The 24,699-nt window shown below is 46.6% G+C and carries 19 protein-coding genes and 1 tRNA gene; 10 read left to right on the top strand and 10 right to left on the bottom strand.

What is annotated here, in order from left to right:
* From ACWIP2_RS01815 to ACWIP2_RS01805, 3 genes are all read right to left on the bottom strand, one after another.
* On the bottom strand, positions 1-266 hold a 266-nt coding region (locus tag ACWIP2_RS01815), incomplete at its 3' end, for a hypothetical protein (RefSeq protein ID WP_448518183.1).
* Positions 267-466: 200 nt separating this feature from the next.
* Entirely contained in the window at positions 467-1,213 is a 747-nt protein-coding gene (locus ACWIP2_RS01810) for an outer membrane beta-barrel protein (protein ID WP_448518182.1), read from the bottom strand.
* 251 nt (positions 1,214-1,464) lie between these two features.
* Positions 1,465-2,142: a hypothetical protein gene (locus ACWIP2_RS01805; RefSeq protein ID WP_448518181.1), complete on the bottom strand. Its 678-nt coding sequence runs from the start codon at positions 2,140-2,142 to the stop codon at positions 1,465-1,467.
* A gap of 274 nt (positions 2,143-2,416) precedes the next feature.
* On the opposite strand from ACWIP2_RS01805, the gene ACWIP2_RS01800 reads away from it, so the two are divergent.
* The 6 genes from ACWIP2_RS01800 (at position 2,417) to ACWIP2_RS01775 (ending at position 10,149) form a co-directional block, all read left to right on the top strand.
* On the top strand, positions 2,417-6,025 hold the full coding sequence (locus tag ACWIP2_RS01800) for a tetratricopeptide repeat protein (RefSeq protein ID WP_448518180.1): 3,609 nt from the start codon (positions 2,417-2,419) through the stop codon (positions 6,023-6,025).
* A gap of 197 nt (positions 6,026-6,222) precedes the next feature.
* Complete coding sequence (locus ACWIP2_RS01795) at positions 6,223-7,815, top strand: hypothetical protein (protein ID WP_448518179.1); 1,593 nt, start codon at positions 6,223-6,225, stop codon at positions 7,813-7,815.
* A 51-nt stretch (positions 7,816-7,866) separates the two neighbouring features.
* On the top strand, positions 7,867-8,490 hold the full coding sequence (locus ACWIP2_RS01790; protein ID WP_448518178.1) for an RNA polymerase sigma factor: 624 nt from the start codon (positions 7,867-7,869) through the stop codon (positions 8,488-8,490).
* Position 8,491: 1 nt separating this feature from the next.
* On the top strand, positions 8,492-9,157 hold the full coding sequence (locus ACWIP2_RS01785) for a hypothetical protein (RefSeq protein WP_448518177.1): 666 nt from the start codon (positions 8,492-8,494) through the stop codon (positions 9,155-9,157).
* Positions 9,158-9,233: 76 nt separating this feature from the next.
* A complete protein-coding gene (locus ACWIP2_RS01780) occupies positions 9,234-9,659 on the top strand; it encodes a hypothetical protein (protein WP_448518176.1) in 426 nt (141 codons plus the stop codon).
* A gap of 34 nt (positions 9,660-9,693) precedes the next feature.
* Positions 9,694-10,149, top strand: a complete 456-nt coding sequence (locus ACWIP2_RS01775) for a hypothetical protein (protein WP_448518175.1) — start codon at positions 9,694-9,696, stop codon at positions 10,147-10,149.
* Positions 10,150-10,211: 62 nt separating this feature from the next.
* On the opposite strand, the gene ACWIP2_RS01770 is transcribed toward ACWIP2_RS01775, so the two are convergent.
* A tRNA-Met gene (locus ACWIP2_RS01770) sits at positions 10,212-10,284 on the bottom strand.
* Between the two features lie 101 nt (positions 10,285-10,385).
* Here ACWIP2_RS01770 and era point away from each other — a divergent pair.
* Both era and ACWIP2_RS01760 read left to right on the top strand, forming a co-directional pair.
* Positions 10,386-11,264, top strand: coding sequence for a GTPase Era (gene era / locus ACWIP2_RS01765; protein ID WP_448518174.1), 879 nt, complete (start codon positions 10,386-10,388; stop codon positions 11,262-11,264).
* A 59-nt stretch (positions 11,265-11,323) separates the two neighbouring features.
* Positions 11,324-12,886: a S8 family serine peptidase gene (locus ACWIP2_RS01760; protein ID WP_448518173.1), complete on the top strand. Its 1,563-nt coding sequence runs from the start codon at positions 11,324-11,326 to the stop codon at positions 12,884-12,886.
* Here the strand turns inward: ACWIP2_RS01760 and ACWIP2_RS01755 are convergent.
* From ACWIP2_RS01755 to ACWIP2_RS01745, 3 genes are read right to left on the bottom strand one after another with little or no spacing between them, the layout of a single operon-like run.
* A complete protein-coding gene (locus tag ACWIP2_RS01755) occupies positions 12,849-13,853 on the bottom strand; it encodes a glycosyltransferase family 9 protein (protein ID WP_448518172.1) in 1,005 nt (334 codons plus the stop codon). The two genes, ACWIP2_RS01760 and ACWIP2_RS01755, sit on opposite strands and share 38 nt — an antisense overlap.
* 4 nt (positions 13,854-13,857) lie before the next feature.
* A complete protein-coding gene (locus ACWIP2_RS01750) occupies positions 13,858-14,166 on the bottom strand; it encodes a hypothetical protein (protein ID WP_448518171.1) in 309 nt (102 codons plus the stop codon).
* The gene (locus ACWIP2_RS01745) at positions 14,166-15,500 is read right to left on the bottom strand and encodes a TolC family protein (protein ID WP_448518170.1); all 1,335 of its coding nucleotides are present in this window, start codon (positions 15,498-15,500) and stop codon (positions 14,166-14,168) included. The genes ACWIP2_RS01750 and ACWIP2_RS01745 overlap by 1 nt, the downstream gene beginning before the upstream one ends.
* Before the next feature lie 227 nt (positions 15,501-15,727).
* Between ACWIP2_RS01745 and ACWIP2_RS01740 the strand changes: the two genes are divergently transcribed.
* Positions 15,728-16,312: a 2'-5' RNA ligase family protein gene (locus tag ACWIP2_RS01740; RefSeq protein ID WP_448518169.1), complete on the top strand. Its 585-nt coding sequence runs from the start codon at positions 15,728-15,730 to the stop codon at positions 16,310-16,312.
* A gap of 76 nt (positions 16,313-16,388) precedes the next feature.
* On the opposite strand, the gene ACWIP2_RS01735 is transcribed toward ACWIP2_RS01740, so the two are convergent.
* The 3 genes from ACWIP2_RS01735 to ACWIP2_RS01725 form a co-directional block, all read right to left on the bottom strand.
* Positions 16,389-16,913, bottom strand: a complete 525-nt coding sequence (locus ACWIP2_RS01735) for a hypothetical protein (RefSeq protein WP_448518168.1) — start codon at positions 16,911-16,913, stop codon at positions 16,389-16,391.
* Between the two features lie 148 nt (positions 16,914-17,061).
* On the bottom strand, positions 17,062-18,852 hold the full coding sequence (locus ACWIP2_RS01730; protein ID WP_448518167.1) for an Ig-like domain repeat protein: 1,791 nt from the start codon (positions 18,850-18,852) through the stop codon (positions 17,062-17,064).
* Positions 18,853-18,909: 57 nt separating this feature from the next.
* Positions 18,910-21,723, bottom strand: coding sequence for a TonB-dependent receptor domain-containing protein (locus ACWIP2_RS01725; RefSeq protein ID WP_448518166.1), 2,814 nt, complete (start codon positions 21,721-21,723; stop codon positions 18,910-18,912).
* A gap of 280 nt (positions 21,724-22,003) precedes the next feature.
* Between ACWIP2_RS01725 and clpB the strand changes: the two genes are divergently transcribed.
* Complete coding sequence (gene clpB, locus ACWIP2_RS01720; protein WP_448518165.1) at positions 22,004-24,616, top strand: ATP-dependent chaperone ClpB; 2,613 nt, start codon at positions 22,004-22,006, stop codon at positions 24,614-24,616.
* The last annotated feature ends 83 nt before the right edge of the window (positions 24,617-24,699 follow it).

Below are 24,699 nucleotides of genomic sequence, written 5' to 3'. Positions count from 1 at the left end.
TTTACCTCTTTGGTAAATGACATGCGGTGCGATTGGTTCAAATCGTGCCATTCAATTGCTTTTTTCATGCTTTGAATCAGCACTTGCGTAGCTGAGGGACCTACATAATATGACTTTCCCATTCCAACCGTACCATTTTGTGTTTCAATATATCTGCCGCCGTTGTTGAGTTTAACTACCGTAATATTTTGCTGTGCAAAGGCAATAGACTGTACGGCAAAAAGAAGCGTCAATGACAAGAGCTGGATTTTCAATATGCGATTCATGATTGTATAAACAAAAACTGCCTACTCTACGAGCTTTTCGGCATCCGCTGCCTGTTTTAAGGGACTTTCGGCGTTGTGTCTGTGGGTTAATACCGCAGGCGGACAAACGTTCCCTGTTTTTCAAATTTTTTTGTTCGTGGTTCGTGTCCTATGAAGAACAGAAAGTAAGGACGCCCCTAATGAGGCGCCCCTATACCTGTTTATTTACCCAAGGGAAGCGCAACACCGACATTTAATGCCAGTGTATTTTGGCGCAAGGACAACTTATATCCCCAGCCTTCTTCTACAAAATAATTACCGTTCAGATAGCTCATCAGTCCGTGCTGGTAGCGCACATCGGCAAAAGCTGAAATACTGCCCAAACTGAGCCGATAACCTAAACCTACCACGCCTGCAAGTCCCAAAGGCTGAACCATTTCGCGGGAGTCTAAGCCTGATAATTGCATACCCTCGCGACGTTCATCAAAGATAGGTCTGCCTCCTGTGTTGCTAACCATCAGATAATTTTCGTCCACGCTGCCGCCTGCAATAATGCTCAAAGTCGGACCTGCCAGAAAATAAAGAGAGGAAGCGCTTTGGTCCGGGTTTAAATCAAAACGCAAAAGGGCAGAAGGTTCTATAAAAAATCCGCTTCCCTGTATGTCGTGTGTATGTGTGTTTTGTCGGGAAACTCCTTTGTAAAACGCTTTTCCTCTTTTCTGCGCCACGCCGATGCCCGGCTGTATGGAAAAACCACCTGATATGGGAATCAGTAAATCAAATCCGACTGAAAAATTTGGTTGCCAGTAAAATTTCAGCTCTTCCGATTCGTAAAACTCATCTGAAAAATTTGATGTTTGTGTACCTATTCCGCCACCCACACGAGGCATGAGTGTAATCTGTGCAAAAGTTGCTGTACCACAGAGCAGAAAAAGGAATAAGAGAATTGATTTTTTTAAATTATACATGATTTTGTGAAAATAAAAACTGCCTACTCTATGAGCTTTTCGGCATCCGCTGCCTGTTTTGAGAGACTTTCGGCGTTGTGTCTGTGGGTTAATACCCTCCACTTACCAAACGTTTCTCTGTTTTTCTAAAAATTTTTCCTATTTATTACTCATGCCCCACGAATGATAGAAAATACCGTAGCTCGTGAGACACGAGCTACGGCGCAGCCCCTTGCCGTTGTTCATGTCTCACGAACGACGGAGGGTGAGGTTTATCTAATATCCTTAAAAACATACATACGTGGCTCAGAAACACGACCCAAAGAAGATTCTGTTCTACCCGTGATTCTAAACTCAGAAGGCGATATGATTTCCAACTTACCTTTTAGGATATCTGCATAATCAACAGTTCCTATGTCATTTGCTGTTACGCGATATTCATTATCAGTAGATTGGAAAGTTGCAAGGTGTGTATTAGTACGATGATTGTAAGCTAATTCACCTCCCAGAGGGAATGTTACTATTATGAGTTTGCCTGGAATATTCTCCAAATCATACACTCTATTACGATTAATTGGGTCGGGTGTCCGTACCACAAAAAAATCATCAGAATCGCCATGAGTGATGTCGCGTGAAAAGGTTATAGATGACTCTATAGATGGATTATTAGAAAGGACTTGTGAATTTCCTGTTGTGGGATAGTAAAAAAATGCTCTTCCTGTTTTACCACGCAAGCTTTCAAAAAATGATATCATGCGTTCTTTTTCTGATACAGGTTGTACCTTTTCACAACCTGCACATAAAACCAATACAAAGACGAATAAAATAATCTGATGCAATATTTTCATAAAATTTTGAAGTGAAAAACTGCCTACTCTATGAGCTTTTCGGCATCCGCTGCCTGTTTTGAGAGACTTTCGGCGTTGTGTCTGTGGGTTAATACCATCCACTTACCAAACGTTTCCCTGTTTTTCTAAAAATTTTTTTGTTCGTTGTTTGTTGTCCCACGAACGACAGCGAGGAGTGCATAGCCTTACATCGGTCGGAAAAGTTGCTTTCCCTTTGACATAAAGCGTAAAAAATATAATTTCAGTAGCAAGATTTCGTTACAGTTGGTACGAAACAATCCTTATGAAAAAAATAACTCTACTACTGCTGATTTGGTGTACTGTCCGGTTTGTGTCTGCGCAAAATGTTCAGTGGACTGACGCATATGATCAGACTGTGAATTTCTATAAAAGCGGTAAATATGTAAATGCAGTGGAATCAGCTCAGAAAGCAGTAGAGCTTGCTACGCCTAATTCCGAAGACTGGGTTCTGTCTCTCCATCATCTTGCTTTGGCGTATCAGGGCATGGGTGATTATGACAAAGCCGAGCCATTATTAGAGCAGTGCCTGCAAGCAAGAAATCAGTATCTGCCAGATAATTATTTAGGATTGGCTCAATCTTTAAGCAGCCTTGCCAACTTGTATCAGAACAAGGGCGAATATGCTAAAGCTCTTCCATTGGCTATCCGTGCGCTTGATATCAGAAAATCTGTATTGGGTAAAAAACATCCCGGTTATGCACAGTCATTGACCCTTCTTGGGCTGGTTCATCAGAAAATGGGCGACTACAAAAAATCCTTATCTCTGTTTGAGCAGGCAAGAGATATTTTTAAAACTACTGTAGGTGAGCGACATATCAGTTATGCTATTACGCTCAATCAAATAGCCGCTTTGTATCGCAGCATGGGTGACTATAATAAAGCAATACCATTGATTATAGCTGCAATTAACGTTCGTAATCATTTGCCTAATAAAAATCAACCTGATTTTGCTGATTTTTTAGAGAATTTAGCGGGCTTATATGAAGATATGAGTGATTACCAAAAAGCGGGCAATAGTTATGAACAAGCATTACAGATTAGAAAGGCTGTACAAGGCGAAGAGCATCCATCTTACAATACATTATTGACCCGTTTAGCAGAAATCCATCAAAAAAATGGACAATATGCTAAAGCACTGCCATTACTTGAGCAAGCTTATCAATCATCAAAGCAGACACTTACCGAGGATCACCCTACTACTGCAGCAATAGCTGTGCAATTAGCTGATATTCTGAGAATACAAGGTAATTACGAGCGTGCGCTTTCACTTTACGAACAATCGTTTAGCGTACAAAAAATCAAATTAGGTGAAAAGCATCCGCAGTTTGCTGCACTGCTCAATAACATGGGCAGTTTGTACAGAATTAAAGGAGCATACAGTAAAGCTGTCCCAATGTTGCAGCAAGGATTATCTATTCGTAAGGCTACCGTAGGTAAAAATCATATAGATTACGCAACGTCGCTGTACCAGTTGGCACTGTTGTACGTGGATATGGCTGCGTATGCAAAGGCGCTCCTTTCTGTTAAGGAAGCTATTGCAATTCATGAAAAAGTAATGGGTAAAAATTCGCCACTTTATGCCAATATGCTTAGCTGCATGGCAGGAGTGTATTACAAGCAGGGTTTACTCACCCAGGCTGCACTACTTTATGAACAGACTGCTGCGCTTCAAAGGCGACTACTTGGCGAGCAGCATCCCGATTATGCCAACTCTTTGCAACAGCTGGGGGAGCTTTACATGAATTTGTGGGACTACAAAAAAGCATTGTACAACTACCAGCAGGCTGCTGCTATCAAAAAAGCCATTTTAGGTGAAAAAAACCCTCAGTACTTAGCTGTTCTTTATGCAATTGCACAAGTGTATCAGAGACAAAATGATCCCGAAGCTGCAAAACTACATCTACATGTATGGCACACACGTAAAGAAGTACTTGGCGAAAATCACCCGGATTACGCACGTTCCCTGATGCAGGCGGCGACTCTGTATGAAGCCTACGGAGAGTTGGTTAAAGCCGATGAAATGCTACAATCGGCATTACAAATCCAGAAAAAATCGCTTGGTGAAAATCATCCCGATATAGCAAACTTGCTTGTCCGTTCAGCCGCTTTGAAAGGCAAATTGAAGGACTACACGAAGGCACAAGCCTTCTATCGTCAGGCAGGAAGTATTTACAAAGCAACCATTGGTGAAAATCATGCTGACTATGCAAGATTTTTATCTCAAATGGCAGAAACTTATCTGCATCAGGAGGTACCTCAAAAAGCTGAGCCTCTCTTATTTCAATCGCATGATATTATTTACAAGCAAATCAGCGAACTTTCACACCTTCTTTCTGAAAGGGAACGGGAAAACCTACTGGCAACTGTTGCAGACGAGTTTGAGAAGTTCAACTCTTTTACGCTTAAACGGAAAAAAGCAAATCCTGCAATTTCAGGAAGGATGTATGATAATGCCTTGCTTTTAAAGGGACTTTTGCTGCAAAGCGCGATTCAATTACGGTTAAATATTTTAGCGACAAATGATGAAAAGCTACTTCGAACTATGGAAGCATGGGAAGCAGCTAAGCAACAGTGGCTTGAGATGCTCAATGCTGCCGAGCCTGATATTGATGCCATTGATAATTTAGATTTCAAAATCAATGAGTTAGAGAAGCAGCTTGCTGCAAAAGTTACGGATAATCATTTGAAAATTATCCGCTGGCAACAGGTACAACAAGCCCTGCAACCACAAGAAGCCGCTGTGGAAATTGTCCGTTTTCGGGTGTATGACAAGCAGTGGAAAGATACCGTGCGCTATGCGGCGCTGGTGCTGACCCCACAGCTCAAACAGCCGCAGGTAGTTGTGCTGCCCCACGGCAAGCTGATGGAAGCACGCGGCACACAGGGCTATCGCGCGGCGGTGGCTACCCTGCGCGGTGTGGGCGTAGAAACCGAAGAGGATAACATTATGCCCGCCGATTCGCTGTATCAGTTGTTCTGGCAGCCTATTCAGCAGACTTTGGACAGTTTGGGTACATTCCGCACCGTGTATCTCTCACCCGACGGGGTGTATCACCAGGTCAATTTGCTGACGCTACCGCATCCGAAAGGGGGTTATATTGCCGATGCTTTGGACTTGCGTTTGGTGGGTTCCACCCGCGATGTAGTCAAACGCCGTCGCGTACAGGGTAAACCGCAGCCTGCCGCGCTGTTCGGCTTTCCTGACTATTTGGCAGCACCGCAGGCAGCACCGGAAGCGCCCTTAGTGGCAGCTACTGCCTCAGGCTACGCCACTTATCGCGCATTGGAACGGACTGGCAATATCAGTCCGCTGCCCGGTACACAGGCAGAGGTTGGCAATATCAGCCGCATCATGCAGCAGCAAAGTGTACCGCATCAGGTGTGGCAGGGAGCGCAGGCATCCGAAGCACAACTGCGCCAACTCGTATCGCCTCAGGTCTTGCACATTGCCACACACGGTTTCTTTGAAGCAGTCGCGGAATCGGACACCAAACCCGACCGCTTGTCTATGTCGGGTATCAGCGGCGAACGTGCCTTTGAAAATCCTTACCTGCGTTGCGGTTTGTACCTGGCAGGGGCAGAAACTTCCCTGAAAAACCGCGAACAGCTACCCGCAGGCACCAACGACGGCATTTTGACTGCCTACGAAGCGGCGGGACTGCGTTTGGACGGTACAGAATTGGTCGTGCTTTCTGCCTGCGAAACGGGCTTGGGCATCAGCAAAAACGGTGAGGGTGTGTACGGACTGCACCGCGCTTTCCAAACAGCAGGTGCGCAAACGGTGATTTACAGCCTGTGGAAAGTCGCCGACGAACAAACACAGGAACTGATGAGCGATTTCTACCGTCGCTGGCTGGCAGAGAAAAAACCCAAGCGGCAGGCATTCGCCGAAGCACAAGCCGCATTAAGAAAAAAACACCCCGAACCGTATTTCTGGGGCGCTTTTGTGCTGGTGGGTGAGTGAGAGGAAATCAGAACGCGGATTTTTTATTTAATCAAAAAACATGTAAAAATCCGTGATAATCTGCGTTATCCGCCCATTTCAGCGTGCTGCAAAATTTAGGGAAACAAGGAACGGCGACCCGATAATTTTTTCATGCCAACGCATGACCAATGGCGGTTTTTTTGCGTTAATGAGTTGTTTTGCTTCCTTAAATGATGATGCGATACTCTTTATTTGTTCTACTGCTTGCGATGAGCGCTTTGCCGCTGTCGGCGCAAAACCTATTGTCCGACAAACACCCCAAAGTACGCGCTACGCAAGTTGTCCTTGACAGGCTGCTGCAAGTCTTTGGGCAGCCTCCCGGCGATGGCGCTGCACCGCTGTTGCGCGTACACAGCAAAAACCCCGACAGCAAACTGATTCTGGAACTCAATTACAAACAAGGACAGGCGGTGATAGACATGCAGGAATCCCTTTACGATTTGTGTGCCAGTCAGTTCAGCAGCAAACAGCAGGATGCGCTTGCCATGCTTTTGGGGCACGAATTGGTGCATCTGTATGCCAATCATCAGTGGATTACGCAATTTGGCAGGGCGCAGCGTTTTACCAAAGACCCTGCCAGCAACAGCGCCAACGCAACTGCCGAACGCCAAGCCGACTATCTGGGTACTTTTTACGCCTATCTGGCAGGCTATCAGCCATATGCAATCAGCGAATCGTTAATTAATGCCATCTACACGCATTATCGCCTGCCCGACAAGATGGAGGGCTACCCCTCGCGGCAGGAGCGCATTGAAACTGCCTACGAGAGCCGCAAGGACGCGCAGGAACTGATTGCAGCCTATCGCACGGGCTTACTGCTCATGGCAACGGGAGCTTATCCGCAAGCCGAACAGGCATTTCTGTATGTTGTCAAAAGAAATGAAGCCGTCGGGCTGAAAGGTCCCAAAGAAGCCTATAACAATGCCGCTACTGCTATTCTCTGGCAACTGATAGACAATATGGACAACAGCCGTATGCCTTATTACCTGCCCGTTGAAAGCGATGTGCGATTGCGCAAACTGCGCGACCGCACATCGTCGGGTTATTCCCCCGCACAGGAGCAGGCGCTGCTCAATCGCTGTATGTCTTATTTAGACAAAGCGCTTGCGATGGATAAAAATTACCATGCCGCGCTGCTCAACTGGATGGCAGCCCGTTTGCTTGCAGGCAATCCCGAAGCGGTCATCGGAAAAATCAAGGAAGCAGGCAGCGCTGCTGCTACCGATGCGGCATGGCTTACCATCGGCGCGGTTGCTCATGCCGCCGTAGGACAGGAAAGCCGCGCTGCTGAACTCTTTGAACAAGCCCTCAAAACAGGTGCATGGTACGCCAAAGCCAATCAGGAGGTTTTTAAACAAAAAACTTCTTATGTCTATAAGTTGACAACTACTGTTCGCCAATGGGTCAGTCAGGATGCGGCGATGCGGAGCAACTGCCGACCGCCTGCGCCTCCTGCTGCGCCACTTATCGCGACCGAGTTGCAGTTGGCGCGTAACCTCAGCGATGCTCCCCTGTTCGTTCGCATGACCTACGCCGCCAAACGCGATGCGGAAAATTCACCGATGATTGTGCAAACAAGCGAACAAAAGTTACACGTTTCGCCTCATCAGCCGGCAGGCATCACTACCGCCAATCAGTTGCTGCAAACCTACGGCGAACCGCGTGCCATTGGCAGCCACTGCTGGTATTTTCCGCACTGCGGTATTTTGGCGGAATTAGGCGAGGCAGGCAAATTGCTGCGGCTTTGGCAGGTTTATGCCGAACAGTAAAAAAAATTTAAGTCATCAGAGAAACGTTTACATTATTTCCGGTATTCACCTATGAAAATACTGTCGTTGGGTAATCCCTTTGCCGATGAGGACAAATTGGTAGCAGCCTTACAGCAAGGCAGCCAAAAGGCAGAGGAGTACCTCTATAAAAAACACAAAAGCATGGTTATCAATCTGATTTTGCAGAAAGGCGGAACGGCTGATGAGGCAGAAGACATCTATCAGGAAACAATTCTTGTGGCAATGGAAAAAATCAGCAGCCCCGACTTTATCAGGCAGGCACAGTTGAAAACCTTCATTTATAGCATTGCCAAAAATAAATTCAGGAAGGAGATACGGGATAATCCCGACAGAAAAGGTGTACCTATTCAAACCGGCGAAGGCGATGATGATGAGCCGGGTATGTTGGAAAAGTACCTGGGTGCGCCCGCCAACGAGGACAGTGAATGGTACGAAGAGCAAATGCAGCTGCTCCGACAGGAAATGAGCAAAATAGGCGAAACCTGCCGACAACTGCTGGAAGCCTGGTACGAACGCAAATGGGGCGATTCCAACGAGTTAGCCGCTCAGTTTGGCAAAAGCAGCGGCGAAGCGCTCAAAATGTCGGTACACAAATGCCGCGAAAAATTAAGAAAAAACATTCTTCCCTTGTGGAATAAAAAAATTGCATACTAATATGGAACTCAATGATAATGACATTTTGCTCATAGAGCGATATTTGGCAAACGAGTTGAACGAACGCGAACGCAAGGATTTTCAGGCGCGGCTCAATACGGATGCGGAGTTGGCTGCCTACGTTGCCGCACATCGCGCCATAGATGCTGCGCTGATACGCGAACAACGCAAAAAGCGCTTCGCAGGCTATGATAAAGAAATAAAACGGCAAAATGTACTAACTGTAACCATGCGTTATGCAGCGGCGGCAGTGCTCGTACTGGCAGCAGGCATCACCGCTTACCTGCAACTAAACAGGCAGGAACAGCCACCAATCGCAAAAGCCGAAACACCTGCGCAGGAACTTTTGCAGGTTCCGCAGCAAACCATTCAGCAGACAGGCAATAGAGGGATGGGCTTTGCCGGCACCGATTCTGTGCAGCAACTTATTCCCCTGTGGCTTACCGCAGCCCCCGCCGATGCCACAGCAAGCTATCTTTTCAGAGATACGCTGCAAATTTTTGTACCCGTTACTGACATTCAATTACTGAAAGACAGCAGTTTCCAGCAAAATCTTGGCATTTCGCTGACCTACGACCGCACCCGCAACGACACTTATTTCCTGCGCTTTCGCGGGAAAACCTACGAGTTGAAGCGGTATGCCAAACAAGCTGAAACATTAGAATAAAAAAATTTCACTTTAAGGGGAAACGTTTGCACAAAGCCGGGTATTAAACATTAAAACACCCAAAACACCGACGATTATGACTACTGCCAACGTTTCCCAACTGTCCACCCTTTTTCAAGCCATTTTGCCTAACGGCACTCGCCTGAGCGTTTCCGCTGATGGCAGAAAACTACTTACCGAAGGCTACACAAGCCATGCAGGCAATACCTACTTTGCCGCCATTTCGCTCACCAACGATTTTGTTATCAAGGAAGACCTGGGGCAGGGCTGGAAATATACATTCTTGAACGGACTGAAAATTTATACGCTCAATAACCAACTGATTGCCGAGCGTAGTTTTCACTGTCATGTCTATTCGGAAGAAACTGTTGCGCACGCAGCAACCGATATGCTAACCGATGCCATTATGGAGGCTGCCCAAAGACAGCGGATTCAGGTCAACCGCATACAGGTAGAAAGCGAAGTGCGCAACCGACTGAACAACACCAAAAGACTGAAATAATCCTTTTCCCTCACCCCCAAAACCAAAACAAGCCATGTTGACCGTTCAAAATAATAACCAACCTGCCACTACCATTATTGACCCACGCGGTTTGCAGGTTACTGCCGCTGCGCATCTGATGTCAGGCTTCACCGTTTATACCGGCGAGCGTGCGATAGAAGGTATTATAATAGAAGAAGGCATCGCGCAGGGCATAGGCGTAACCTACCTGAGCAGCCTGCGCATCAGGTGCAGCACAACCAACCGGATTTTGTGGGAAGACAGTTTCCGCAATGTAACCTACAACCGCGAGCGCGTGCGAAAAATCGTAGGTGAGCAATTGATAAAGTCCTTTACTGATTCACTTAGGCGCAGCAATATGCAAATTCCCCGCGAAACCATTGAAAACCACGTGAATCAGCTGCTTGACAAAGCCTACTATGAGCAAACTGACCGTGCTTTGCTGGATATTTTGGCAGGTTGGGGAATTGAAGTGAAAATAATTGGATAACAAACAAAAAACCTTCCCAAGTTGCATTAGGAAGGCTTGTTGCTGCTTAAAACTAACCTTTGTAGCGAGGGTAGGACTCGAACCTACGGCCTTCGGGTTATGAGCCCGACGAGCTACCAACTGCTCCACCTCGCGATTTTGTGCCACAAAGATAGTGCAATAAAACTAATGTGCAATACCTAAGTGCAAAAAAAGTGAAAATGCTGCGATTGAGTGAAAAAAAGTACCTTTGTGGCATGAGTCATAAAGCAGGTTTTGTTAATATCATCGGAAAGCCTAATGTCGGGAAATCTACCTTGATGAATGCCCTTGTAGGCGAACAGTTGTCTATCATCTCGGCCAAAGCCCAAACTACGCGCCAACGCATCATGGGTATTATCAGCGGAGAAGATTTTCAAATCATCTATTCCGACACGCCGGGCATACTGACTCCTGCTTATGAATTGCACAAAGTGATGATGCAATATGTGCAAACTGCGTTGGAAGATGCTGATATTGTACTTTTTGTTACTGATCTGACCGATACCTTAGACGATCATCCACTGTTGCTGCGTTTGGCGCAGTTAGAGATCCCGCTGTTGCTGGCGATTAATAAAGTGGACTTGTACAAGCAAGCGGATGTGGTTGCCAAAATGAGCTACTGGCAGGAAAAACTCCCCAAGGCAGAACTTTTTCCTATTTCAGCATTAGAAAAATTCAATCTGGAGCGGCTGTTTGATGTCATCATGGAGCGCCTGCCCGAACATCCTGCTTATTTTGATAAGGAGGAACTGACCGATAAATCGGAGCGCTTTTTTGCCGCAGAAATTATCCGTGAAAAAATATTTCTGAATTACGCCCAAGAAATCCCCTATTGCTGCGATGTAGGCATTATTTCCTTCAAAGAGGAAGCGAATATCATCCGTATTAATGCCGAAATTTATGTGGAGCGCGATTCGCAAAAAGGCATCATCATCGGCAAAGGCGGCACAATGCTCAAAAAAGTTGGAACGCAGGCACGCATAGATATGGAACAATTTTTCCGCAAAAAAGTATTTTTGGAGCAACACGTTAAAGTAGTTCCCGACTGGCGTAACCAGAAAAATAAGCTGGAGAAATTAGGCTATGTAGCCTGAGCATTACAGCACGTTTTTTGAACGGGACTGCTCATTCTTCAATACATAAATCCTGTACGATGTCTCGATTCAAATATATCCTCGCTGTCTGTGCTTGCTTATTTGCTGTACAAGTTGCTGATGCTCAAACACCTAAATATTGGGTTTATTTCAAAGACAAGCCATTGGCTGCTTCACACGATCCGGTGGAGGCACTCAGCCCTGCGGCTATTCAAAAGCGCGACCTGCTGCAAATCAGCCGCTGGCAGTGGACAGATGTTGCCGTTTCGCCTGACTATCTGCAAGCACTTTCATCAGCAGGAGCATCGGTAGAGGTTGTCTCTAAGTGGCTCAATGCGGCGACTTGTCGCGCCGAAGCCGCCGTAGTGGAGCATATCAGGCAATTGCCTTTTGTAGAAAAAATTGTGCCTGTAGGTCCGCCGATGCAGGTTGCTCGCAGCCGGCCCCTGCCCAACGAAAAGCGCATGGAATTGGGAATGGCTGCCCGTCAAATGAATAGCACAGCACTGATTGACCGCCAACTGACAGGCAAAGATGTGCTCATTGGGGTAATAGATGCAGGTTTCTACGGCGCACCTTCAGATCCATTCCTCAAATATCTCTTCGAGCAAAACCGCATACTGGGCATCCGCGACATGGTATCGCCGCAACGCCGCACAGACTTTTTCAATGTAAGGGAAACCTCTTCGGACGACCACGGCACCACCGTTTTGCAGATGATTGCAGGGCTTTCACCTGACAAAAAACAGTACGGACTGGCCACAGGAGCGAAGTTCTATCTCGCCCGCACCGATCACGGCGATCGCGAGTTCCGCGCCGAAGAGGACTACTGGATCGCCTCGATGGAATGGATGGATAGCCTCGGAGTACGCATTATTAATACCTCGCTGGGCTATGCGCAAGGCTTCGATAACCCCAATGAAAATTACAAGCCCGAACAGATGGACGGTAAAACAGCCGTGATCAGCCGCGCCGCGCAGATTGCTGCTGAAGAGAAAGGTTTGCTGCTCGTTATCGCAGCAGGCAACGAGGGTAGCAGTTCTAACTGGAAAGTAGTTTCTGCACCGGCAGACGCGCAGGGTGTACTTTCCGTAGGCGCAACTACATCTACAGGCATTAAGGCATTTTACAGCAGTATCGGGCCTGATTTTGTGCCTTATTTGAAACCCAATGTATCCTGCCTGCCGCAGGTTTCGGCGGGAACTTCATTTTCCGCACCAATGATAACAGGATTTGCCGCCTGCCTAATGCAGTTTGCACCTGATAAATCTGCCAAAGAATTAATCGAAGCTATCGAAAAAAGTGGAAATATTTACCCGTTGGGTAATAATTTTATTGGATATGGCATTCCTGATGCCACACGCGCCCTCAATATTTTGCAAGGAGAAGCAGGCAGCCGCAGTTACCAACGTCTGACTGCTAAAGACAGCCTTTTGATTCCTGTACAAGTTAAAGATGAAAACACTATTGCTGCCTTTTTCCACAAAAGCAGCGAAACGAAAGTAATTGAACAAGGCATACCGAAGGGAAACAAAAGCGGCATTCTGATCAAAAAACACAAAGAGGCTACCCGGACAACTGTCGTTATTGGCGAGGAGTTATGGGAAATTGTGTGGGAATAACCAGTTCGTTCATGCACTTGAAATGCTTTTTAGGACAGCTTTTAGCCCCTGCCTTTGAACAAGGACGGCAATCTAAGTCTTTGTTTTCCAATACAATAGAGTTTTCGCAGAAAGGTTTAATGCCCATAATCGGCACAGTAGTTCCCCAAATGGAGTAAACTGTTGGATGGAATGCAGCGGCAATTTGCGTCAGTCCGGTATCGTGTCCGATGACCATTGCCGCCTGTGCTACCACAGAAGCCGAGCGGCTGATGTTGAATTTTCCACAAAAACTGATGACTTTTTTATCGGTATCGCTAAAATATGCCATCAGCTGCTCGCCTGTAGCCTCATCTTCTTTGCCGCCAATAAGTACAATATGTGTGTAAGGCAATTTTTCACACAGTTCAATCATTTTGTGCAGTGGCAATTTTTTTGTCGGTTCGCTGCCGCCAATAACATAAGCACAGAAAGTATTAAGCGCAAAATCGGGTGCAAGTTTCTGTAAATCAACCTGATATTTGGATGCAATAAAGTAGTCTAATCCTTTGCCATCGTAACGAACGCCTAAGGGGGCTATTGCCTGCATATACCTGTCTGCTACGTGCAGCGGCTCGCCATTGGATTTGCGCGGCATGCGATCTATTCTAAACTGGGTAAGTAAAAAGCGCTGCCAAGTAAGTTTATTGTAGGTAAATCTCGTTTTTCCTAAAGCAAGGCAGAGGCGTGTACTGCGCAGATTCTTATGGAGGTCAACTACATAGTCGAAGTTTTCCTGCTTCAACTGACAAATAAGTGCGCTTAGGTCGTCATTGTGCAGCAGATGTAGTTTATCTACGTAAGGATTTGCCTCCCACATATCGGCGTAGCTGCTTTTAGTACACATATGCAACTCACAATCAAGTTGTTGTTTCAGGCAGCGCACGACAGGACTTGTCCAAACGATGTCGCCAATGGCAGAAAATCGAATGACTAATATCTTGGGCACAGATTTAGGGCGTTTTTCGAAATATAGGACGCAGGATGCGCGTAGCTATGTAGAAGATAATAAAGGATACCATCTCGGCGGCACAAAATTTGAGCAGCGCCATACCAAAGTTAGGAACGCCTACCTTTATTCCAAACGGCATCATAATCAGCCAGATCGGTGTCAGGATACAGCCAAAAACAGTCAATGCCATCAGATTACCGGCCAAGCCGACCAATAAGGCATAGCCCAAAGGCACATCATCTGTTTTCAAACCATAGAAAATACCGAAGCCGATAAAGCAAACATAGCCGAAAATTTCTTCAATAGTCATTATTTTTCTGTCAAAATAGTTCCTGTTAGGCGCATCAGTAAAGTTTTGGCTTCCAAAAGGTTGAAAATAGCCTGTACTTCACCGAACGCAATATCTGCAAAGGTATTTTGTAAAATGCGATACTCAAAGGCATTGATGCTGCCGGTGCGGTAGCGTTCTGCCGCTAGGTTGAGATTGGTCTCGGCAGCAGCTTTGTTTTCACGCGCAATTTTTACTAATTGACGACGCAGGTTGTAAAGATCGTAAGCATCGGCCAGGTCGCGCTCTAAGGCTAATTTCAGGTTGTCCACTGCAAAAGCTCCTGCCTGTTCTTCTATTTGTGCAGTTTCTACAGCGCGACGCAGTTGTCCGCCTGCAAAAATCGGCATATTGAACGTGATGCCACCTGTAATGGTGCTTGTAGCTGCTGTGTTATTGGGGCGCGGCCTGCCGTCAATAAACTTAGCATTTTCCAGATTTTGACGGTTGCGGTTGTAGGTATAGGCGGAAAACAAACTCAAGTTAGGTCTCAATTCAGATTTTGCTAAACCTACGTTGTTGCTCAATAGTTCCTGATTGTGCAACTGTGCTTCCAGATTGCTGTTAGATGAAAACATCTTGTCGCGTAGATCTTCGTAGCTGTAATCAAAGTCTTCAAATACCAACGAATCTGTCAGTATGTAAGTTTTATTGACGTCGGCGGTTGCCATGAGTACATTCAGGTTGCGAATAGCTGCCTTGAGTTGTACTTGCTGTACAAGCAGGTTGCTGCTGTCTGCGAGGTAGTTATTTTTCTCTAATAGTACATCTGTGATAACTGCCTTTCCGACCTCCTGCTTCAACAAGCTATATTCGTAAATATCGCGAGAGGTTTTAAGCACTTTTTCCGAAATTTTAACGCGCTCGCGCAGACGCACAGCATCGTAGTATGCTACAATCACAGCCTGTATGGCATCTTCTACCACTATGCGCGCATTGCCTCGCGAAAGTTTTTCGAGTTCTTCCAGTCGCTGCTTAGTCAAATTGATGCGGAAACCATCAAAAATAACCCAGTTGATGCTGGCAGTAGGCTGGATGCTGAAATTGCGGATGTCGCCTTGGATGAACGCAGCGGGGTTGACAATGCTATTCTGTACGTTGTTCTGGCTGATATTGATAGCGATGGTCGGATAGCGACCGGCTTGCCCCTGCGTGTTATTAAGCTGAGCAGCCGCCACATTTTGCTGCTGAATGCGGATGCCAAAATTCTGGTTCAGTGTGCGGGCAATTGCATCGGAAAGTGTAAGTGATTCTTGTGCATAACTTCCAAGAGCCGGGTAGCAGGCTATCAAAAAAGCGGTTAATAATTTTTTCATTACGGTTGGTATTGAACAATCAAAATGCATAGCAGCACGAAAAAGTGCCATAGAAAAGTAGGAACTCGGTTGATAGCAGCGCTCAAAATTAAGCGTAAAAATCCGAATAAGCAGTTGCGAACGGCAGGCTTTTCATCGCACAAACGCAGATTAGGCAAATAATATGCCATATCGCCGATGGCAAATTTTATATGTAAATTACCCAAAATATCACTTCATCCGTACTTATGCCTTCGATAGCTCCTAATTGGTTTGTTGCGCTGCCTGTTCGCCCTACTGAGCATCTGCTCGAAGCACTGGCAGAAACTGCACCGCCCCAAGTTCGCCTGTTTGCCCCGGACGATACCCACCTGACAATCGCGTTTATGGGCGCTATGCCCAAAGAACGCGTGCAAGATGTGCTCAACATTATGGAAGAAATTGATTTTGACCCATTTACTATCCGGCTCGCCAAACTGATTCCCCTGCCCTCGCCTAAGCACACAAGCGCACTGTCTTACACGGTAGGCACAGGAAACGAAATAGTAGTAGCGCTGATAAAACAGTGGCGCGATTTGCTGCTGTCGGCAGGAGGCGCTGCGCCCGACAAGCGTCCGCCACTCCCCCACCTAACCATCGGCAGGCCGCTGCGCAAGTTTGGCAACCATGCTCAGGAAATCGGCAGACAGTGGGCGGCTCAACTGCCAACAATCGCCTTTGAAGCAAAGATCGAAAGTGTAGCGCTGTACACTTGGTCGGACGATCGCCGCTACAACCAGTTTAAAATAGTAGCAGAACGGGTTGTGCATACAAAAAACCCTGCCAAAGAATGACAGAGTTTTTTCAAGGAAGCTAATGTGTCTGTGTAATATATCCGGCAGCGCCGAATGTTTTTCACCAAATAAGGTTTTATTGTTGTGTGGTATCGCTTTCCATCCGATAAGTCCACTCCATCTTCTTTTTGTCGTATTTACTTGTTTCGCTGGGCCACTCGATAAAGAGTGGACTTTTCAGGTACATATCTACGTTTCCGGACTTTACTAACTCGCGGAAAAGCTCATTGCCGCGCATCATTAAGGAGTCGTCGGGCATATACGGGGTTACGAAAACCTCTTCAAAATCGCACAGTTGCTTGCCACATTTCTTAAATCTGCCGCCTACGCCACGATTGTAACCTTTCGCATTACGCGCAGGTCGGATCACATAAAAAAAGTGCGTACTGTCAGGCGTAATATGGTAAAATTTTAATTGAAACTTGGATAGTTGTTCTGTAAAGTAACGTCGGAACGGCAGTTCTGTTCGTTGATGATTGTATCCGCGCATATTTTCAGGCAGTGCGTAAATGCGCGAAATAATATCTACCATCAATGTGTCTCTGTCTGCCTGAGTTAAGTATGTATCAGGGTTGTAGCGTTTTTGATCCTTATTTTGCAAACAAGAACTTGCACAAGGCAATAAAAAACTGAGGAATAGCAGTAACTTAATAACAGACATATAGCGAGCTTGTGCTTGATAGAATCATCAATAAAAAATCAACAAGTGCAGGTTTTAGTGTTCTGCACTTGTTGAAACTTAATCAGGACTATCTGTATTCTTTCAACTGTGGATTCCACTCAGCCCAGCCTCTTGTCCAGTCGGTTGTACCAAAGGCGCCACGGAAGGTCACATTCTCGAAACCTGTCAGCCCTTGGAAGCTCGCACCGCTCAACAGTGGTGAACCTGTATTAGGAGTCATTGTAGGCACGCCTGCATCGAACAAGGTAGGGCTAATGCCTGCATCCTGCCATTTTGGCAGAATGGTGTTGTTGTTGGAAGTAAACCAAGTCTCAGCATTTGCCTGACCGCCAATTGGCAACTGATTGAACGAATATACACCATTAGCAAAAGTCGCTGTACCTGCCACTACGCGCAGACCGCGAGGAGCATTCGGATGGTTAGCGCCGTTTGCAGGAGGTCCTGAGAAGATAGTACCTGCTGAACCAAAGCCATTACCGCCCCAATTTTCTACGCCTGCCAAGATATTGTTGCGCAGTATTAATTCGTTAGCCGTTGCATTGGCTACAGTGTTTGCACCATCTATAAAAATGCCGTTTGGATAAGCGGTAAAGAAGGAGTTGTGAATCTGAATTTTACAATTGCGGCGCAATTGAGCGGCGCTTTGAAACTGCAAACTAACGGCCGTTTCGCGGTCTTTCTTCGGACCGATCACCGTTACGTTGGAGAAAATTGCCGATGTGAAAGGCGTAGCGTTAGAGCCTGTACCATCGTTATCTACTTCAAAACCGTTGGAGCCGGACTGGTCGGCAAGCGCTGCGGCGCGGATGCTCAAAGCAAACTGTACGCGACCAGAGTAGCCATTGTCTACGTCTAAATCATCATCTAAACCACGATAAGCGATTAAGTTTTTAGCGTTTACCGTTCCACCGAACCACTCAAAAGCATCGTCCAAGCCAAAAGAACACATCACGTTTTCTATCACCGTTCCGCGACCTACTGAACCTAATGTCAGCGAGTTTACTTCCTGATTAGGGTTGATCGGAATACCGGCATATTCAATGCGCACGAAACGCAACACGCCGGAGTTGTCATCGTCGTTCGTACCGCCGTGGAATGCGCCATACTGACCTTCCAGTTCAGCTACGCCACCCGGATTGTTGTTGCGAGCAAAGCCACAAATAACCAAACCACCCCAGTCACCGGGTTCGCGCTGACCCGCCGGACGTTCCGATGTCAGCACAATAGGCTCGGCTGCCGTGCCATTGGCAATAATGCGGCTGCCGCGGTGAATAATCAGCGTGCCTTTTGTTTCGCGGTCGCCGATGATGAGCGTACCCGGTTCAATGGTCAGAACGCCCGTAGCAGTAGGCTGACCGGTGAGCGAGTTGTCTGTACCTACACGTACAAAACCATTAAGGCGATAGATTTTGTCTTTTGTCCAAGTGATGTTACCCGACAAGTTCCCGCGAACTTCTACAATTTCTTTGGCAGGCTGCGCAGAAACAGTAACTGCAAAAGTAGCAATAGCAGAAGTACGATCACGACGGTCTGTTACTTGAAAAGTAAAGTTCACAACTGTGTTGGGCGCGAGGGCTTCAATTGTGTAACGGAAAGGAATCGTAGCTGAAGTTTCACCGTTCAGTGTAACTGAAGGAAACGCAGGCGAAGGCGCACCATTGCGCAGAATAATCAATGTTTTTGCGCCTTCCGGTGCAGTAATCGTAATGTTGGTTGTTACTGTACTGCCGACCAGTCCGGAAGCGGTGGTAGCGCTCAAAGCAAGTGTGGGTGCAGGACCAATCGTCTCCTCTTTTGAACAAGAGAGAGCAAATAGAGCCAAGCTAACCAGAGCAACACTCGTCAACTTTTTAAACATGTTCATTTTAGATTGGGATTAAAGTGAAATCGAGAAATTGTAATTAGTGAAATAAAATTACAGTCTGACTGAAATACCTGTAGAGAAGACAGTTCCCGGACGAAAACGCTGAATTTTTTGATCAATAGTACGTTCAAATTTACCATTAGCGTTACCGTCTTGCAAGAGCAGCACTTCCTGATTCAATAGGTCAGCAATACCTACTTTAACTTGTAGGTAACGCCCCAAGCGTTTGGTCACAGAAATATCTATTTGGCTGCGCGGCATTTCGTAAATGTCGGGATACCCTTCATAACCTACGATGAAAATGCGCGGCCCAATGATGTTATACAATAGATTTACTTGCAAATCTTTCTCTACATTGTTGTAAAAAATACCTGTGTTTATGATATAGGGCGATTGACCTTGCAGCGGTCGGCGGTCGGATTGCCCAACAGCACGGTCGCCTAAATCTACCAAACTGCGAATGAGCGAGGCGTTAAACAACACGGCTACATCATTCAAGATGCTTGAAGAAGTAAGCCCTGCCAAAGTTTTCTTAATGTCTATTTCTAAGCCATAGCTGTAAGAACTTTTGGCATTATCATAGGTAAACGTTTTAGCGCCGCCCGAACCTGCTCCGGGAACAAACAGCGTTTCAATCGGTTTGTCAAAATACTTATAGAAAGCGGCAATGCTGATAATTTCCCCAGACTTAGGATATTTTTCCCAACGCAAATCAACGTTGTGAATTTGAGGGGTTAATAAGTTTTCATTACCCTTGTTGGTAAAGTTGAAGTTGAAGTCATAGAACCCGAAAGGTGCCAACTCGCGGAACTCAGGACGATTGAGCGTAATGCCATAGGCGGCGCGAATTTGTGTCTTATCATTCAGGCTATACATAAAATTAAAAGAAGGGAGAGGACGCACGATCAAGTTGTTTACATTGATCGGGTCGTTGGTCAGCGTTGCGCTGTTGAGTGTTTGCAAGTTGCGCTCTATCCGAACACCACCAATCAACTTCAGTTTTTCGGTAATCGGCAGGTTCGTCATCAAATAAGTGGCAAACAGATCGTTGGAAGCCGTGTAAGAGTCGTTAGGGTTAGACTGCTCGTCAATGCGTATCCCCGTAATAGAATTGATATTTTCGTCGCGGAAAAGGTTTGCAATCGTTCCGTTGAGCAGGTTCAGATCAAAGAACAAAGAATTGGCGCGGTTATAACCAATGTTTCTGGCCAAGAAGTTGCGGTCTTTGCGTTCATAGAATGCGCCTGCGCTTACTTCAAACTCGTAACTGCCCGCAATCGAGAACTTGCGTCTTACATCTACCGCACCCGTGTAGGCTGTTTCCTTCATTTCTGAGAAGAATCGTCCGAGAAACTCTGCCGCTGCTGCTCCGGGTGGTACGTAAAGCGTTGTGCCGCCTTCTATCACATCCAGATCGGAACGGTAGCGCTTGTAATCCGGTTGATCGCGGTAAGCGCGATTAAAACCTGCCACCCACTCAACTTTAAGCCTATCATCTGAGAAGTTGTGCTGTCCTTTTAACTGACCTGAGTACACACCGCGATACACCTGATCGAACGAATGATTCACAGGGCTGTAAGCAGACTCGAAGTTGATACCTGTACGATACACATATTGCGAAGTGCTGATCTGGTTGAACAAGTTCTTGAACTCCATCTTGTGGCGATCGTTGAAGCGGAACGCCCAGTTATGCAATACGCCCAAACGAATATTTTGTGTGTACTGGTCGTCCTGATAGTTGTAAATCGGGTTGCTGGCGCCTTTTACCTGATCAAACTCGTTAAAATCTGAACGATCTATATCGAAAGTTGTCCACGTATTGCTGTACGTAAGCGCTGTTACATGCCCGATTTCTATGCCTTTCTTGGTTTCAAAACGACGGTTGATTGTCAAACCAATGCGCTGATCGGGAATAGCAACGCCCTTCTCCTCTGTCCAGAGCGAGTTGTTGAGCGAACGTCCTGCTTGTACAAGCGCATCGCCGCTCAAGCGACGCAAATTATCAGGAAAACCCGCAGGCAGGTTGTAAAAACCTCTGTTGAAACCCGTCCAATGACCGGGGCCTTTTTGCTGGTGATAAAAATCGCCGAAAGTAGTTCCTGTGCGGAATTGGGTAGAGTAATCAACGATAATACTGTTTTCGTCGGGAATATCTTTGGTGAAAATCTTCACAGTACCACCTGCAAAGTCGCCGGGCAATTCAGGCGAAGGACTTTTGTAGATAAAGATGCGATCCAATTGCGAACTTGGCACAATGTCAAAAGCAAAAGAGCGCACATCAGTTTCCATGCTTGGCGCAAATACATTGTGAAGCATCGCCGGGCTGTAGCGTTCGGCAAGGCCGCGTACCATAATGAAGCGATCGTTGATTACGGTTACGCCCGGAATGCGCTTTACCACTTGTGCCGCGTCTCTATCTTGCGACTTGGATATTTGCTCGGCAGAGATGCCGCTAACAATCAACTGGGCGGTTTTAATGGTATTAATCACCGAAATTTCAGTGTTTTTAGCGCGCTCGGCAGTAATTACCACGTCGCTAAGCGTAGTAGATTCTTCCTCGATAAACGTATTGATTTGTACTACTTTATCTGCCTCAACTGTCAGATTTTCGATACGCTTGGTTTTGTAAGAGATGTACGAAATAATGATGTTATACGTACCCGGCTTAACACGTTGGATGAGGAAATTTCCCTCTAAGTCAGTTGAGGAACCAATGGTTGTCCCTTCAATGCTCACGTTAGCACCAATGACAGGCTCGCTCGTCGTAGCGTCCTTGATAGTACCTCTAATAGTACCCGTTTGCGAAAAAGCGCTACAAGCAATCAGCAGCAATCCAAAGGTAAATAGTAATTTTCTACACAGCATACACATTAGTTATAGTGGTAAACCAGATTAATTTTTGATGCCACAAAGCTATCAGCAGGCTTTTACCTCAATGTGTAGCCAATGTTATGTTTGTGTGTAAGAAAGATAAGGCGACTTTAACACAAAGTTAAATACGTCAAAATGACCGATTTCAGAAATTTTTGAGCCACTTTTGTTGTTTTTTTCAGACAAAATGTCGGTAAAAATAGTTTTGGGGCAGGCTTTGCTAATTTGTTAATAGTTTTTTGCAAATTAGGAAGACAAACAACAAAATCGTACAATGAACTTCAATCAATACACCATCAAAGCGCAAGAAGCCATCCAGAAGGCTTCTGAAATTGCTTCCGGTAAACAACAGCAAATTATTGAAACGGGGCATTTGTTAAAAGCGGTACTGCTTTCCGATGAAAACATCACGCAGTTTTTTTACAAAAAATTGGGCATTAATCGGGTGATGTTAGAAAGCAAGTTGGAGGAATATATCAACAGCTATCCTAAATCTACGGGACAGCAGCCCTATCTTTCTAACGATGCCGCCGCGGCGTTGCAACGCGCCGAACGCACCCTGACCACGTTTAAGGACTCTTATGTGGCTATTGAGCATATATTGATAGGCTTGCTTGGCGGCAAAGACAAAGTAGCCGTTTTGATGAAAGATGCCGGCTTTGTGGAAAAAGACCTCATAGCGGCTATCAAAGAAATGCGCGGCGGCAGCGCGGTTACCGACCAAAACGCAGAGGCAAAATATCAGTCCTTGGCGCGCTATTCTAAAAATTTGACCGAACTGGCGCGGCAAGGCAAGATTGACCCCGTTATCGGGCGCGATGAAGAAATTCGCCGCGTGCTGCAAATCCTCAGCCGCCGCACCAAAAACAACCCCATCTTGCTCGGCGAACCCGGCGTTGGTAAAACTGCCATCGTGGAAGGTTTGGCGCAGCGCATCGTCAATGGCGACGTTCCCGAAAACCTCAAATCGGTAACTGTCGCTTCCTTAGACATGGGTTTGCTCGTGGCGGGGGCGAAGTACAAGGGCGAATTTGAAGAGCGACTTAAATCGGTTATCAAAGAGGTAGTGGACAGCGAAGGCAGCATCATTTTGTTTATTGACGAAATCCATACGCTCGTAGGGGCAGGCGGCGGCGGCGAAGGTGCGATGGACGCTGCAAACCTGCTCAAACCCGCGCTGGCGCGCGGCGAACTGCACGCCATCGGTGCAACTACGCTCAAAGAATACCAGAAATATATCGAAAAAGACAAAGCCTTAGAGCGTCGTTTTCAGGCCGTTATGGTAGATGAACCTTCTGTTGAAGATGCCATTTCCATTTTGCGCGGCATTAAGGAGAAATACGAACTGCATCACGGCGTACAGATTAAAGACGACGCCATTATCGCCGCCGTTCAACTGAGCGACCGCTATATTTCCGACCGCTTCCTGCCCGACAAGGCGATTGACCTGATGGACGAAGCGGCAGCCCGCCTACGGATTCAAATTGACTCGCTGCCCGAAGAGTTGGACGAAGTGCAGCGCAAAATCATGCAGTTGGAAATTGAGCGCGAAGCCATCCGCCGCGAAAAAGACACCGAAAAGGAAAAAATATTGACCGCCGAAATTGCCGAACTGGAAAGCAAGCGCAACTCGATGCGCAGCCGCTGGCAGATGGAAAAAGACATCATCACAGCTATTCAGCAAGAAAAAGAGAAAATAGAAGCCTATGACAATGAGGTCAAACAGGCACAACGCGACGGCGACTATGGACGCGCTGCCGAATTGAGCTATGGACTCATTCCGGAGGCACAGAAAAAATTAGCCGCTTTGCAAAAGCAAATGGAAGAACTTTCCAAAGATAAATCGCTGCTCAAGGATGTGGTTACTTCCGAGCAAATCGCCGAAGTGGTTGCCAAATGGACAGGCATTCCCGTGAGCAAAATGCTGCAAAGCGAGCGCGAAAAACTGTTGCATTTGGAAGAAGAACTTGGCAAACGCGTGGCAGGGCAAGAGGAAGCCATTCGCGCCGTAGCCGATGCCGTGCGCCGCAGCCGCGCAGGTTTGCAAGACCCCAAGCGTCCGATTGGTTCGTTTATTTTCCTCGGCACAACGGGCGTAGGCAAAACCGAACTTGCCAAGGCCTTAGCCGAGTATCTCTTTAACGACGAAAACGCAATGGTGCGCATAGATATGAGCGAATATCAGGAGCGCCACAGCGTCAGCCGACTCATTGGAGCGCCTCCCGGCTATGTAGGCTACGATGAAGGCGGACAGCTCACCGAAGCCGTGCGCCGCAAACCGTACAGCGTGATTTTGCTGGATGAGATAGAAAAAGCGCACCCCGACGTGTTCAATATTCTCTTGCAAGTACTGGACGATGGTCGCCTGACCGACAACAAAGGCCGCGTAGCGAACTTCAAAAACACCATCATTATTATGACCAGCAACACCGGTTCGGACATTATTCGGGAACGCTTCGAGGATTTGAACGAGTTCAACGCAGAGGAAGTAACCGAACGCGCTAAGCAGGAGGTATTCCAGTTGCTCAAAGCCACTATCCGTCCAGAGTTCCTCAACCGCATTGACGAAGTGATTATGTTCCAGCCGCTCACACGCAAGCAAATGCGCAAGATTACGGACATCCAGTTCCGTCAGATTCAGCAGCGCATGAGGGAAAACGGCATCGAGATAGACGCAACTCGCGAGGCTTTGGATTACTTAGCCAACATCGGCTACGACCCGCAGTTTGGCGCAAGACCGCTCAAGCGTGCCATGCAACGCTACCTGCTCAACGAACTGAGCAAGGAAATTCTGGCCGGCAAAGTAACCAAAGAAAACCCCGTCCTCATCGAGTTGGAAGGCAACCAGCTGCGTTTTGTGAACATCACAGAAGTAGAACTAGATTAATCTGGGGCTTGTAGAAAAGCATAACGGGGCTGTCCAAAAAGGACGAATGTAGCACAGACTTCAGTCTGTAACGATTTGATTAT

It is taken from the genome of Rhodoflexus sp. (genome assembly GCF_053489755.1).
The sequence above is the reverse complement of the archived record's forward strand: the minus strand, read 5'-3'. Positions and strand labels throughout refer to the sequence as shown.

Excerpts from the sequence above, each read along its gene's own strand:
- ACWIP2_RS01745 (WP_448518170.1), bottom strand. The coding sequence starts at position 15,500 with ATGAAAAAATTATTAACCGCTTTTTTGATAGCCTGCTACCCGGCTCTT.
- era (WP_448518174.1), top strand. The coding sequence starts at position 10,386 with ATGAGTCATAAAGCAGGTTTTGTTAATATCATCGGAAAGCCTAATGTC.
- ACWIP2_RS01780 (WP_448518176.1), top strand. The coding sequence starts at position 9,234 with ATGACTACTGCCAACGTTTCCCAACTGTCCACCCTTTTTCAAGCCATT.
- ACWIP2_RS01750 (WP_448518171.1), bottom strand. The coding sequence starts at position 14,166 with ATGACTATTGAAGAAATTTTCGGCTATGTTTGCTTTATCGGCTTCGGT.
- ACWIP2_RS01810 (WP_448518182.1), bottom strand. The coding sequence starts at position 1,213 with ATGTATAATTTAAAAAAATCAATTCTCTTATTCCTTTTTCTGCTCTGT.
- ACWIP2_RS01785 (WP_448518177.1), top strand. The coding sequence starts at position 8,492 with ATGGAACTCAATGATAATGACATTTTGCTCATAGAGCGATATTTGGCA.
- ACWIP2_RS01740 (WP_448518169.1), top strand. The coding sequence starts at position 15,728 with ATGCCTTCGATAGCTCCTAATTGGTTTGTTGCGCTGCCTGTTCGCCCT.
- ACWIP2_RS01775 (WP_448518175.1), top strand. The coding sequence starts at position 9,694 with ATGTTGACCGTTCAAAATAATAACCAACCTGCCACTACCATTATTGAC.
- ACWIP2_RS01790 (WP_448518178.1), top strand. The coding sequence starts at position 7,867 with ATGAAAATACTGTCGTTGGGTAATCCCTTTGCCGATGAGGACAAATTG.
- ACWIP2_RS01725 (WP_448518166.1), bottom strand. The coding sequence starts at position 21,723 with ATGCTGTGTAGAAAATTACTATTTACCTTTGGATTGCTGCTGATTGCT.
- ACWIP2_RS01760 (WP_448518173.1), top strand. The coding sequence starts at position 11,324 with ATGTCTCGATTCAAATATATCCTCGCTGTCTGTGCTTGCTTATTTGCT.
- ACWIP2_RS01795 (WP_448518179.1), top strand. The coding sequence starts at position 6,223 with ATGCGATACTCTTTATTTGTTCTACTGCTTGCGATGAGCGCTTTGCCG.
- ACWIP2_RS01730 (WP_448518167.1), bottom strand. The coding sequence starts at position 18,852 with ATGTTTAAAAAGTTGACGAGTGTTGCTCTGGTTAGCTTGGCTCTATTT.
- clpB (WP_448518165.1), top strand. The coding sequence starts at position 22,004 with ATGAACTTCAATCAATACACCATCAAAGCGCAAGAAGCCATCCAGAAG.